This window comes from Flavobacterium sp. GW823-FHT06G12, assembly GCF_058794775.1.
In genome coordinates this window covers 954,584-968,053 of record NZ_JBXAHE010000001.1, presented here as the reverse complement: position 1 = coordinate 968,053, position 13,470 = coordinate 954,584, and the positions used below count along the sequence as shown (strand labels likewise).

The window sequence follows — 13,470 nt, the reverse complement described above, 5'->3', positions numbered from 1 at the left end:
AAAAGATTTGATGATATACAAGTAAACATATTTTAACTAGATTTATGACCTGATATCCCCAAATTAATATCGTAAATAATGGCTTACAATAACAATGGATTACTTCGTTTTCTTGATGCTCAAAACAAATTGTATTTAACAGCTCTGGACGAAATCAAAAATGGCAAAAAAGAATCTCCTTGGATGTGGTTTATTTTTCCTCAGATAAAAGGAATGGGTTCGAGTGATACTTCTAAATTTTACGAAATCAAAAATGCTGATGAAGCAATTGCCTTTCTTGAGCATCCAATTCTAGGAAAACATCTTGTAGAAATTACCTCAGAACTTGTCAAAAAAGAAGAAAATGTTGCTGATATTTTCGAAAGTATTGATATAGAAAAGCTTCAATCGTGTATGACTTTGTTTGCAAGTGTTCAAAATAGCGAACCAATTTTTCAGGAAGTCCTGCATAAATATTTCGATGGTTCATCTGATTTTCATACGCTGCAGCTATTATATAGCAATCTTTAAAATTTTAGAAATATAGTATTGATAGATAAGATAAATAAGTCTGTAAAGACCTTTTTAACAAGGCTTTAGTGTCTTTATTTTTGGATAAAGTTCATTTTAAAAAACTTAACAAACTTTAATGTAAAATAAACTGCCATTTTACTATTTTTGGCCAAATTTTTAGAAAAATCTCAACAAAACAATATTTGCACAAATTAAAATTAATGAAAAAACTACTTTTTATAAGTATTTTATTAGTCCTTGCAATTTATGTATTCAGAGAAACGGTTTATAAACCTTATCTATGGAAAGAAGCTATGGAAACTCCAGAGCATAAACTAAAACTAGGAAGTTTTGTTTTTAGCAAACAAAGAGATGAAAATGGAAATAGTGGAACAGCAAAAAAATATTTTGTTTTTAAAGTCACCGAAATAAATGGCGATTATGTACGTTTTTCGATAGTTCGCAAATTATCTGAAAAAGGAACTAACAAATCTTCTGATTTTTCAATGCCAAGGGAGACTTATAGAAGTTTTAAACGCAATATCAAAAAAGTTACGGTAACAGGAATTTTACGTGAAGATTTAAACAAGGAAGGTGGACATACTGCAAACGATTATCTTTTAAAAAAATATCCTTCGTTAAAAAAATCGCTTTACTATTACGAGGAGATTCCTAAAACGGAAGAAAATATTAATGAACCTAAAGAATATTTTAATCTCGTTTATTCAAAAGAAAAAATCATCGAGAAGAGAAAGCTCATCCCGTATATTGTCTCAGACAATAATATTCCTGAACTAGCAAGGCATTTATCTCAAAGAGTATGTGTAATTCTAAATTAAACTAAGAACTCCCAATCGTTATAATTGGGAGTTTTTTTTTGAAAGTTTTCATCAAAAAAAAATCTCTTTCTAAACCTATTCTGAATAATTTTTCGCGAAACAACTAATAATTTTATTTTATTTAGAATTAATATAAATAAACTTTTATATTTGCCACTTTCTGAGCAAAATTGAGTAGTTCTTTAAACTTACCCTCTATTGCTTTTTTCAAAGTAAATTCCATTTAATGAACAATAATGCCCGTTTCGAATTAGATCTTTTTCTTTCCTTTAAGGAAGGCGACGAAACTGCATTTAAGTTTTTTTACGACAAATATTTTAGAAGAATCCAGTCTTTCAGCGTTCAGTTTATTTATGATCAAGACGAAGCTGAAAATCTTGCTCAGGAAGCCTTACTACATCTATGGCAAAATAAAGAAAACGTAGAATCTGTTAACGGAATTCAAGCTTTCTTATTTACTTATGCCAAATCAAAATGCTTGAATTTAATTCGTCATAATAAAGTGAAGGATAAATTCAAAAATGACCTCTTAAACCACAAAGAAAGAGAATTGGATATCGAAGTTTTAAATTCGATTCAGTTCGACACTTTAGAATTAACCGAATTAGAACGAATAATTCAGGAATCTATCAGCGAATTGCCTCCTAAAACTCGAGAAGTTTTCATCAAAAAACGTTTCGAGAATAAAAAAAATGCAGAAATCGCCGAAGAGTTGGGAGTTTCCTTAAAAGCTGTTGAAGCCCATATGACAAAGGCTTTAAAGATTTTAAAAACCAAATTATCTGATTATTTGTTCTTGATTTTTATCCTTATTTATAATAATTAAGAATAAAAGGTAGGGTATTTTAATTCTGAGGTGTACTTATAATGGCGAGAAGTTTTAAAAAGCATATATGACATCGGAAATAATAAATAAATACCTTTCTAACGAAGCTTCAGAACAAGAAGTTCAGGCACTTTTTGATTGGATTGAAGCATCTGAAGAAAACAAACAGCAATTTTTAAAGACTAAGAAAATTTGGGCATTAAGCACACTTTCTTCCAATTTAACAATTGAAACTATTCCGGTCCTTCAAATGAAACCGAAAAACAAAATCAGACAGTATTTACAATATGCTGCAATATTTTTAGTATCTCTAGGTTTGGGTACGACTATTTATTTATTTAATGGTCAGCCAGAAACTCCAAAAGAAATTGTTCTAGAATTGGGCGACGGCCGTCTGGAATATTTCTCAGGAAAAAACCAGACTGCTCTTTTAAATGACAAAGGCGATTTGATTGCCAAAAAATTTCCGACCGAGATTGTTTACTTTGGCAAAGTTCAGGATCATAAAGTAATTTATAATACGCTTTCAATTCCGTACGGAAAACGTTTCAAACTTAAACTTTCAGATGGTACCGTTGTGAGTTTAAATTCTGGAACAACTTTACGCTATCCGGAGCAATTTGGCTTAAACGGAAATAGAAATGTTTACTTAACTGGTGAAGCATTTTTTGAAGTTGCCAAAGACAAAATGCATCCGTTCATTGTTCATGCAAATCAGGCAGACATCGAAGTTCTCGGGACAACATTTAATGTGAGCGCTTATCCTGAAAACCCTACAGTTAATAGTACATTAATTGAAGGAAGCATTCGAATGTCTGAAGCTGTCAATCCTTCTAATGCTATTTTGCTAGAGCCAAACCAAATGGCTACATGGCAAAATAATTCTAAAAAATTGGTCTTAAAAGAAGTCGATCCAGCCTTTTACGCTGCCTGGACAAAAGGCGAACTTGCTTTTAAAGACACTCCATTTTCTACAATCGCTAAAATTATTCAGCGTACTTATGATGTTGAAATTATCAACGAAAATTCTGATTTGGCCAAACAGAATTTTACGGGTACGATTAAAATCAGCGAATCTAGTGTCGAGAACATTTTAGACCTGCTAAAACGTGACACGCCTTTTAATTATTCTATTCAACAAAAAACCATTACAATCACCAATCCGCGATAAATAAACAAACATGACATTTACGATACAACCCGTTTTAAGAAAAATTCTGTTTTTCTTAGCTATTCTCATATCTGGATTTAAAGGATTTTCTCAGAATAAACTCATAAATATTCACGTAAAAAACAAACCTATAAGCCTAATTATCAAATCTATTGAGGAGCAAAGTGATTTTAGAATCATTTATAATGCAAAAAAAATAGACACCGATCAGCTGGCTGATTTAGATGTTAATGATGCTACTTTAGAAGTTGCTTTAAAGAAACTACTTAAAGGCACAGATATCTCGTACTACATTCAGAAAAAGCAAGTTTTATTAACCAACGCTGCTCCTGTTGACAGATCTAAATCTGCTGTTCAGGAAACAGAACGCATCATTAAAGGAACGATTTACAGCGCAAAAGACAGACAGCCTCTTCCTGGTGCCACTATTCGTGTAAACGGAACTGGAATGGGCGCAATAACTGATGCAAACGGAAAATTTGCTTATGAACTAAAAGGCGATAACATTAAAGAACAAATTCTTGAAGTTGCTTATTTAGGAATGGAATCGCAATCGCAAATTGCTGGCTACAAAAAAGAATTTGTCTTTTATCTTCAAGAAGTTACAGACGAATTGGAGCAAGTTATTATTACTTCTTCATACGGAACTACTAAATTAAAAGAAGAAATTGTTGGAAGTATTTCGACTTTGCAAGCCAAAGATATTGCGGTGGAGCAAGCTTCTGAAAGTTTTGACAAAATGATCACGGGACAAATCGCTGGAGTTATGGTAGAAAATACTTCTGGTATTGGCGGTCCTGTGAAAATTAATATTCGTGGTCAAGGTACATTATCTTCTTTAAGCGGAGCAATTTCTGGAACTTCATCGCAACCGCTTATTATTGTTGATGGTGTTGTAATGAGCGAAGAATATGCTATTGATAGCAGCTTGTTTAACGGAAGCGGCGATTTTTCAGAAAACCTAGCTAATCCTTTAATGAAAATTGCTCCAGAAAATATCGAAACCATTTCTGTTTTAAAAGATGCCGCTGCTGTAGGTATTTATGGTGCCGATGGAGCAAACGGAGTCATTTTAATTACAACTAAAAAGGGTAAAAAAGGAAAAACACAATTTGGCTTTTCAAATCAGCTTGGAGTTTCTTCTGCCGTTAATCAAATTAAATACTTAAACGGAGAACAATATACTGAACTGCGAAATGAGTATATGAAAAATACCACTCCTGGTTATGTTCCTGTTTCTTATAACGGAATAAATACAGATTGGTTTAATATATTAAATAGATCAGGTATTTATAACAAATACAATTTTAATGTTTCGGGTTCGACATCTAAATTTTCATACCGCACTAATGTTAGTTATACAAAAATCGATGAACCGCAAATTGGAAACGAAACAAAACAATTAAACGCAGGAATTAATTTAGGTTACAGCTCTGGCAAATGGGATATTAATTTAATGCTTAATCCTAGTTTTGTACAAAAAGATGCACCAAATATCTTTTATAATTTCGCTTATCTTCCTACTCTCGCAGTTTATAATGCCGATGGTTCTTATGCTGATTTGGGTGTAAGCGGCGCAACCAGAGGAAATCCTCTAGCTGCTATTGAGCAAAATAAAAACGAAGCGCAAACTTTTGGTCTCTTAGGAAGCTTCAATGTATCTTATAAACTTAATGACAACATTAAATTTTCTACTCTTTTTGGTATGGATTATACTGATAAAGACCAAGATCGCTACTTTTCTGCTGCAAATGAAAGCGGACAGTTTAACGGAACTTTTGTTTTGGATAAAATTACCTACCCAGCTTGGGGACGACGCGTTATAAATCAGCGAAATTCTACTAAATGGAACTGGCAAGGACAAGCTTTATTTAATAAAAAATCAAACGAAAGCAATGAAATTGATGGTGTAGTTGGTTTTGAACTTGCAGAAGATAAAGCTGATTTTAATTTCAAATCTGGAGTAGGTTTCTTAAATCCTGAACAGATTCATAATGTTACAGATGCCATAAGAGATGACAATCCAGATACACCAGCAGACGAATCTAAAGGCGGTCAAACTTACAAAAGCGAAATTAGCTATAACTCTAGAGTTTCTTTATTCTCTCAGATAAATTATAACTACAAAAAACGTTATTTTTTATTGGCCAATTACCGTCGCGACCAGAGTTCTGTTTTTGGAGATGATACTGATGTGGCTCATAATGGAGGTTTTGGCGCTGGATGGATTATTAGCAATGAAAATTTTCTAAAATCTAACTCTTGGATTGATTTTTTTAAATTAAAAGCCAGTTACGGTACAACCGGAAACTCTAAAATTGGTTCGTATAGATCTAAAGGTCTTTATAATATAAGCCAAAACGAATACAATGGTTCTATTGGGGCAACTACTGGAGCTTCGCCAAATGGCAAATTAAGCTGGGAAAAAAACACAAAATTCAATGCAGGATTTGATTTTAATGTTTTTAAAAGAGTAGAATTAACCTTAGAATATTATTATGATGATAAAAGCAATTTAATTGCTGCGAGAGACATTCCTACAGAAAACGGTTATAATTCTATTCAATTAAATGCTGCCAGTATGTACAATAAAGGTTTTGAACTTACTACAAGAATTAAATGGATAAAAAGCAACGCTTTTAGATGGACAACGGCATTTAATATTTCTACAATAAGCAATAAAGTAACTCATTTAAAAAGTTTAGGAAGCGATTATTCTCAGGCCAATATTGCAATGGCACAGAAAGTAGGTTACAGTACAACAACATTATGGGGAATTAAATGGGCCGGCGTAGATCCTGCAACAGGTAGAGATCTTGTCGAAAAAAATGGTAAAATTTACGATGCTAAAACCTACGGCGAACTATATACCGTTGCAGACTGGGAACCTATTGGAGACAAAACAGCAGATGCTTATGGAGGTTTTTATAACACTTTTACTTTCTATAACAATCTTACTTTATCTGTTAGAGGTGATTATCAAATTGGCGGTGATTTACTGGCTTCAAGTATTCTTATCGATCAATATAATGTGACAACAAACCGAAATCTTTCTGTAAATGCTTACGATTATTGGAGAAACCCTGGAGATAATGTTTCGCAGTCAGCTGTAACCCTTTCGCCTATTCTTCCCAATTTAAGCAAGTATGTTTATGATGCTACATATATCAGAATCAGCAATATTAATTTAAGTTATAATGTACCGCTAAAAAATACTTTTCTAGATGCTCTTTCTGTTTTTGCAGATGCTACAAATGTGGCGTATTGGTACAAAGAAAAGAGCCCAAAAGGAATGAACGGAGTACGTGAGTACAATTATATTTATCCGCAAGCTAGAACAATTTCGCTAGGAGTTAATGCTAAATTTTAAGAAAATGAAATATTCAAAATACCTCTCTATATTTTTTCTAATGCTTTCATTACAAAGCTGTAGTGACTTTTTAGAACAGGAACCAGGAACGCAAACATCTATAGATGAACTTTTAAAAACCAAAACAGGAGTTTTACAGGCTCTTACAGGCCTTTACTCTGAAGTTGACGGCAATCTGCGTCCAGAAATATATGCTGTATATGCTGATTTGCAAGGTGGCAATATAAAATTTACGCCTATTGCAACAGGAAGTCTTAAGGGACAAATCACCACACCATCATTAATTGAACAAGCCTATTCTTTTAATGATGTGGCAATTAGTAGTAATTATAAATCATTTTATGATAGCAGTTACGATATAATAAATCAAGCTAATTTAATTTTAGAATATACTCCTGATTTAACAGATGCTACTATTGCAGAGAAAAATCAAATACAAGCACAGGCATTGGCAATAAGAGCTTACACACATTTTCTTTTATCTCTTGTTTATGGTCAGGATTATAAATATACTGCCGATGCATCGCATTTAGGGGTTGTTTATAGCACCGAATCTATTAAATCTGGCATACAATACCCGATAAGAAAAACTATGGCAGAAACTTACGATTTAATTATCGCCGATTTAAAAAATGCCATCGATAATTATTCAGGTACTACGGTGCTTGCTGGTCCAGAATATTCTTTTTTTAACCAAAAAAATACAAAAGCATTATTGGCAAGAGTTTATCTTCAAAAAGGAGATTGGGCAAATGCTTATGAAGTTGCAAATGATGTCATTACCAATTCTGGCGTTGTTTTAACCAGCAAAGAAAGCTTAATTTCAGAATGGGCAAAACCAGATCTTCCAATATCAGAAATTCTGCTTGAATTTACACCTAGAAAAGATGGCGAAGGAAATGTTTCATCATCTATGTCTCAAACTTTTGGTTATACTACAGATGTAAGCTTTCAAAAATACGCTGCTTCAAACGATTTGATTGATCTATACGAAAACACTGACTTAAGAAAACAATTGTTTCTTGTTAAACCGCTTTTTACTCTTGTAAATGGTGTACAAACTTATGTTGACTACAGTTTTACAAGAAAATATCAGGATAATGCTGGTTATGTGGCTTTCAGACTTAGCGAAATGTACTTAATTCGTGCCGAAGCTGCACTTGAAACCAACAGAGCCGATTTAGCAATGGCCGATATTAATATCATTCGTGCTCGTGCCAATGCATCATTACTAACCAGTACAGCTAATCTTAAAGAAAACATCTTTTTAGAAAGAAGAAAAGAACTCTGTTTTGAAGGCTTTTTATTCTTTGATATTGCCAGAATGCATAAAGATGTTTCAAGAAATGACGGTTGTATGGCAACTGTTTGCAGTTTGACTTATCCGTCTTTAAAATTTGTATTGCCAATACCAACATTCAACACTAATCTTAACCCAAACTTGCAGCAAAATGACTCGTATTAAGATATTCAGTATATTATTTACAGCCCTATTATACATTTCATGTTCTAAAGATGATTATAAAATAGGCTCTGAAATTGATCCTTACTTAAGATTTAATTTTTTAGTAAAAAGCGATAACACACCTCTAGAATACCCAGCTGTAAACGGAAATTTAGTTCCGCAATCAACTTATGAAAACAAAGCCATAAAAACCTTAAAAGTTCCTGTAGCCTTAACCACACGTGCCTTAAAAGGAACTGTTACTGCCAATTTTAGTGCCGAAACAAATGGTGCTAGTGACAGTTTTAGCTTAAAACCTGCTAATCAGCTTTCATTTCAGGGCAGTAAAATAACCGATACTATTTTTGTATCATTCGATAAGAGATGGACTAAAGACCAAAGTATTACGCTAAAATTGGAAACCGTTTCTGATCCTGATATTCACATTGGAAATCTAAATACAGAATATCCAAACAATACTTTCAAAATCGATTTAACAAGCGTTGCGACTAATTATACATTTCCTGTAACGCAATACAATATAAAAGGCGAAATAGGCGAAAAAATAGATTTTAAAGTAAATTATCCAAATGGATTTTTTCCTGAAGAAATTGAAAATACCGAAATTTTTAAATTTCAAAATGGATTCGAATATTCCTTAACACATGACGATTACGGAGATAATAGAACTTCCGTAACCTATCATCTAACCCTTTTAGAGGATCTTCAAAATGATGATGTTCGATACGAGTCAAAATTAACGTTAATCAATATTCCCAATTATACTGCTACAGGAAACATCAACTTAACTATTGCAAAACCAATAAAATCAGAAAGAGACGTTCAAGCATATCCAGCATCTAAATTTACAGATCCTACCAATGCCTTTTTTTTAACGTATGGAGAGCACTGGTTTAATAATAATGGAAACTGCGCATGGATGACTTTCAATGCTTTAACATTTCCGATTATAGTTACAAAAGACGATCCGAATGCAATATTATACAGTGATAGAGGAACTACAAATCCTAACGATGATATTTATCACGATGCTTTCAAAATTGGATTTAATGTCGCAAGCGGAACCAACACCGTAAATTCTTTTGGTTTAAAAAGATGGTTCTCTAACGAAAGTAATTCTGCAGCGATCTCTCCTGGATTTAATATCACTTCTGCCTTAGAATTTTTTCCAGCAAATGGAAATAGTAAAACTGAAGGAACTGTTTTGGTAATTCCGCAGGATATTACAATTGGATCTAGCGCCACAAATACTTATCAAATAGCTATTTCAGGAGAAGGAACGTACAAAGAAATTAGCAACGGTTTATATGAAATTTCATTTGAATTAAAACTTACCAACGACAAACTGTTTGGAGGGACAGTTTCGACACAATACAGAATGTACAACAGTAAAACATATCCAAAACCAACTGCTTTAAGTATTGATTGTCCTAAAGAAGTTACTTTATAATTGTGAATTATGAATTGTGAATGTTGTGCATAGTCAACTTTGTCAGAGTTTAAAACTTTGACAAAGTTTTCGCAAGTTAAGACCGCCTGACTGTGACTAAGACTGAAAACTTGCAACTTGAAACAAAATAAAAAAACAAAACAAAACAAAAGAGAATTGAAAAAACTAATCATCCCAATCTTATTCCTGCTTAGCTTAACGGCTTATAAAAGCTTGGAAAATCCTGATTACATCGATATTCAGGAATTAAGGAAACGCTATTCCAGCGGAGATGCTTCAAAATGGCCTGCTGCGGCACTACATGAAAATATCGATAAATCAAAATTTCAAGATATTGGTGTGCTTCCTGCAGTTCCTTACCCTGCTTATAATCCGTATTCAAAAGAAAAAGAAAGTTTGGGAAAGATTCTGTTTTTTGATCCGAGATTATCTCGAAGCGGACAAATTGCCTGCGCTTCTTGTCACAATCCAGAATTGGGATGGACCGATAATCTCACGCGTTCTTTTGGCCATGACCGTCAAACGGGAAAACGTAACTCTATGACGATTCTAAATTCAGCATATGCCACTTCTCTATTTTGGGACGGAAGAGCTTCTAGTCTAGAAGATCAAGCGCAGTTTCCTGTTCAAGACCCTTTAGAAATGAATGAAAAACTGACAATTGCAGTTGACAAAATTGCCAAAATAAAAGGCTACAATTCGCTGTTTACAGAAGCTTTTGGCGATAAAAAAGTGACTTTAGAGCGAATTCAATATGCCATTGCCACTTTCGAAAGATCAATTAACAGTCCTAAAAGCAAATTTGATCAGTTTGTAAGCGGAAAATCAGATATTTATACCGATCAACAAGTAAAAGGAATGCATTTATTTAGAACCAAAGCACAATGCATCAATTGCCATAATACACCTTATTTCAGCGATAATCAATTTCATAACGACGGCCAAACTTTATTCGGAACAAAAAATGAAGATTTCGGACGTTATAATGTTACCAAAGATGTAAAAGATATCGGCAAATTTAGAACTCCGACACTTCGTGAAGTCGCTAATACAAAACCATGGATGCATCATGGGCATTTCCCAACTTTATTAGATGTTGTAGAGTTATACAATTTAGGTAATCCTTCTCCAATTCAAAAGAAATATCTAGGAACTGCTAGAGATTCGCTCATTCCAAAAGTAGACCCAATGCTAAGAAAACTAGATTTAAGCAAAGAAGAGATTGGCGATTTATTAGCTTTTATCGAGACTTTAAGCACGCCAACGAGAAGAATCATTATTCCTGAAATGCCAAAATAAGTTAGTTGATGATTTGCATTTGCCCCAAAATTTGCAAATCTGTTAAGCCCATTTCTTTTTATGAAATGGGCTTTTTTTTTGTTTCTAAAATTCATCTTTTCAATATATTTGTGATCAACCAAACTTACACGCCATGCAATTATTTATTATCTCAAAAACCACAAATTATGAAAAGAAGCTTCTTCTTGATCTTGCTTTCTGCAATTTCCTCTTTAGGCATTGCACAAAGTAAAAATTCTACTTCTAAACCCAACATCATTATCATCAACATGGATGATATGGGTTATGGCGACACCGAACCGTATGGAATGACAGGAGTTAACACTCCGCATTTTAATCAGATCGCTGAAGAAGGAATGCGTTTTACTAACTTTAATGCTGGACAAGCCATTTGTACGGCGTCTAGAGCTGCTTTGCTAACGGGCTGCTATCCAAACCGAATCGGAATGTCGGGCGTATTGCTTCCTGGAGCCAAACATGCTTTAAATCCGAATGAGGAAACTATTGCGTCACTTTTAAAGAAAAACGGATATAAAACCGCCAATTATGGCAAATGGCATTTGGGTAACGAATTACCGTACTGGCCAACTAACTATGGCTTTGATGAGTTTTTCGGAATCCCTTATTCTCACGATGTTTGGCCAATTGATTACGACGGCTATTCGAAAGTTACAGACGCAAAAGATATGCGTTCAAGCTTCCCTCCGCTTCCATTAATAAATAATACAACGATTATTGATACAATTGAAAACATTAAAGATGCTTCAAAATTAACGATTCTTTTTACCGAAAAAGCAATTGGTTTCATCCAAAAAAACAAAAAAAATCCGTTCTTTTTATATCTCACTCATCCTTTACCTCACGCGCCTTTGGCAGTTTCAGACAAATTTAAAGGCAAAAGCGATTTAGGACTTTTTGGCGATGTAATTATGGAACTAGATTGGTCTATTGGCGAAATCATAAGCACTTTAGACAAAGAAGGACTTGCCAAAAACACCGTTTTAATTGTAACCAGCGATAATGGACCATGGCTTGTTTTTGGTGATAATGCTGGATCTTCAGGAGGTTTTAGAGAAGGAAAATCTACCACTTGGGAAGGCGGTACAAGAGTTCCTTTTTTAATTCGCTGGCCAGGAAAAATAAAAAATGGTACCGTAAACAGTTCTCTAATGACCAATATGGATTTATTGCCAACTATTGCTGCAATTACTGGCGCATCGCTACCAAAAAACCAAATTGACGGTTTAAATTTCCTTCCTTTATTGACGGGAAAAACGACTAAAGGGCCAAGAGAAGTTTTCTATTATTATTTTGGAGTTGGAAGCAATAATCTAGAAGCTATTCGTTACAAACATTGGAAATTGGTTTTCCCGCATAAAGGGACAACTTATAATAAAAAACTTCAAGGAAAAGACGGTTATCGTGGCGAAGGCGCTTCTGCAGAATTCCCAATGGCACTTTACGATTTAGCACACGATCCTGGTGAAGTACGTGATGTACAGCAGTTGTATCCAGAAATTATAGCCGAAATTCAGAAAATTGCCGATACAGCACGAGAAGATCTTGGCGACGATTTGAATCATAAGATTGGAAAAAATATTAGAAAACCTGCAACATACTAAAACACAAAAGCTCGATAGTAATCGAGCTTTTTTATTTAAATGAAAAGATTAAATATGAAAGATTTTTTAATAATCTCGTAACAAAAACAGTTTGTCCTTTTTGTAGCTTTAATAGATGATTTAAAGTTACCTTTTAACGTCAATCAATACTTATTAATTATTCTTTCATTGATGCATAAAATAGCGCTGTAAGTCTAATATAATTGACGTTTCTTAAATTTGTTCATCAATCAAAAGAAGCTTTTTCTTTTATAAAAAAAACACTACGATGAGAATAGATCAAATACAAATCAAAACAAACGATATTCAAAAAACGAAAACATTTTATCAGAACATTTTTGGACTTTTTATTCTAGAAAATGATCAAAAATCGATAACGTTTCAGGCTGGAACTTCTATTTTAAAATTTATTGAAGATCCCTGCTTTGATTCTATATATCATTTTGCTTTTAATATTCCTGAGAATCAGCTTGAAGAAGCCATTCAATGGTGCAAAGACAAAGTTGATTTAATTGTTTTGGAAGATAAAAGTGTCGTGACGAATTTTGAAAATTGGAATGCGCATTCTATTTATTTCTTCGATCACAATGGAAATTTGCTGGAATTTATTGCTAGACATGATCTTAACAACGAACAAGTTGGCGACTTCAACGCTGCATCTATTTTAAGCATTAGCGAAATCGGAATTGTTACGGAAAGTCCATTACAATTAGGAAATCAATTAATCGAAGAACACGGATTGCATTTTTTTACTCAAAATACAAATACCGATAAATTTGCTGCAATTGGCGATCATGAAGGTTTATTAATTCTCGTTCAGCCCACTAGAAATTGGTATCCAACTCAAATTCCTTCTGAAAGTAATCCTGTGAAAATTACTTTGGAGAATAATGAAAATATAATTGAATTGGATTTTTAGTAATTAAAAGTTCCGTA

General features: G+C 33.4%; 10 protein-coding genes. All 10 read left to right on the top strand.

Annotation, left to right across the window (positions count from 1 at the left end; all coding sequences use genetic code 11):
- Nucleotides 1-78: 78 nt before the first annotated feature.
- The 10 genes from AC1Q5Z_RS04225 to AC1Q5Z_RS04180 all read left to right on the top strand — a co-directional run bounded on the left by AC1Q5Z_RS04225 (nucleotide 79) and on the right by AC1Q5Z_RS04180 (nucleotide 13,453).
- Complete coding sequence (locus tag AC1Q5Z_RS04225) at nucleotides 79-510, top strand: DUF1810 domain-containing protein (RefSeq protein ID WP_198855982.1); 432 nt, start codon at nucleotides 79-81, stop codon at nucleotides 508-510.
- Nucleotides 511-713: 203 nt separating this feature from the next.
- Nucleotides 714-1,331 (top strand): hypothetical protein, encoded by a 618-nt coding sequence (locus AC1Q5Z_RS04220; protein ID WP_198855983.1) that lies wholly within the window; start codon nucleotides 714-716, stop codon nucleotides 1,329-1,331.
- A gap of 226 nt (nucleotides 1,332-1,557) precedes the next feature.
- Nucleotides 1,558-2,157 (top strand): RNA polymerase sigma-70 factor, encoded by a 600-nt coding sequence (locus tag AC1Q5Z_RS04215; RefSeq protein WP_198855984.1) that lies wholly within the window; start codon nucleotides 1,558-1,560, stop codon nucleotides 2,155-2,157.
- 67 nt (nucleotides 2,158-2,224) lie between these two features.
- A complete protein-coding gene (locus tag AC1Q5Z_RS04210) occupies nucleotides 2,225-3,328 on the top strand; it encodes a FecR family protein (protein ID WP_492443877.1) in 1,104 nt (367 codons plus the stop codon).
- A gap of 10 nt (nucleotides 3,329-3,338) precedes the next feature.
- A complete protein-coding gene (locus tag AC1Q5Z_RS04205; protein ID WP_492443876.1) occupies nucleotides 3,339-6,698 on the top strand; it encodes a SusC/RagA family TonB-linked outer membrane protein in 3,360 nt (1,119 codons plus the stop codon).
- A 4-nt stretch (nucleotides 6,699-6,702) separates the two neighbouring features.
- Nucleotides 6,703-8,163 (top strand): RagB/SusD family nutrient uptake outer membrane protein, encoded by a 1,461-nt coding sequence (locus AC1Q5Z_RS04200; RefSeq protein WP_492443875.1) that lies wholly within the window; start codon nucleotides 6,703-6,705, stop codon nucleotides 8,161-8,163.
- On the top strand, nucleotides 8,150-9,613 hold the full coding sequence (locus AC1Q5Z_RS04195) for a hypothetical protein (protein ID WP_492443874.1): 1,464 nt from the start codon (nucleotides 8,150-8,152) through the stop codon (nucleotides 9,611-9,613). The genes AC1Q5Z_RS04200 and AC1Q5Z_RS04195 overlap by 14 nt, the downstream gene beginning before the upstream one ends.
- Nucleotides 9,614-9,769: 156 nt before the next feature.
- A complete protein-coding gene (locus AC1Q5Z_RS04190) occupies nucleotides 9,770-10,912 on the top strand; it encodes a cytochrome-c peroxidase (RefSeq protein WP_278021960.1) in 1,143 nt (380 codons plus the stop codon).
- 167 nt (nucleotides 10,913-11,079) lie between these two features.
- The gene (locus AC1Q5Z_RS04185) at nucleotides 11,080-12,534 is read left to right on the top strand and encodes a sulfatase family protein (RefSeq protein WP_492443873.1); all 1,455 of its coding nucleotides are present in this window, start codon (nucleotides 11,080-11,082) and stop codon (nucleotides 12,532-12,534) included.
- A 268-nt stretch (nucleotides 12,535-12,802) separates the two neighbouring features.
- Nucleotides 12,803-13,453, top strand: a complete 651-nt coding sequence (locus AC1Q5Z_RS04180) for a VOC family protein (protein ID WP_492443872.1) — start codon at nucleotides 12,803-12,805, stop codon at nucleotides 13,451-13,453.
- Nucleotides 13,454-13,470: the final 17 nt, after the last annotated feature.

Excerpts from the sequence above, each read along its gene's own strand:
- AC1Q5Z_RS04205 (WP_492443876.1), top strand. The coding sequence starts at position 3,339 with ATGACATTTACGATACAACCCGTTTTAAGAAAAATTCTGTTTTTCTTA.
- AC1Q5Z_RS04210 (WP_492443877.1), top strand. The coding sequence starts at position 2,225 with ATGACATCGGAAATAATAAATAAATACCTTTCTAACGAAGCTTCAGAA.
- AC1Q5Z_RS04180 (WP_492443872.1), top strand. The coding sequence starts at position 12,803 with ATGAGAATAGATCAAATACAAATCAAAACAAACGATATTCAAAAAACG.
- AC1Q5Z_RS04185 (WP_492443873.1), top strand. The coding sequence starts at position 11,080 with ATGAAAAGAAGCTTCTTCTTGATCTTGCTTTCTGCAATTTCCTCTTTA.
- AC1Q5Z_RS04200 (WP_492443875.1), top strand. The coding sequence starts at position 6,703 with ATGAAATATTCAAAATACCTCTCTATATTTTTTCTAATGCTTTCATTA.
- AC1Q5Z_RS04215 (WP_198855984.1), top strand. The coding sequence starts at position 1,558 with ATGAACAATAATGCCCGTTTCGAATTAGATCTTTTTCTTTCCTTTAAG.
- AC1Q5Z_RS04195 (WP_492443874.1), top strand. The coding sequence starts at position 8,150 with ATGACTCGTATTAAGATATTCAGTATATTATTTACAGCCCTATTATAC.
- AC1Q5Z_RS04225 (WP_198855982.1), top strand. The coding sequence starts at position 79 with ATGGCTTACAATAACAATGGATTACTTCGTTTTCTTGATGCTCAAAAC.
- AC1Q5Z_RS04220 (WP_198855983.1), top strand. The coding sequence starts at position 714 with ATGAAAAAACTACTTTTTATAAGTATTTTATTAGTCCTTGCAATTTAT.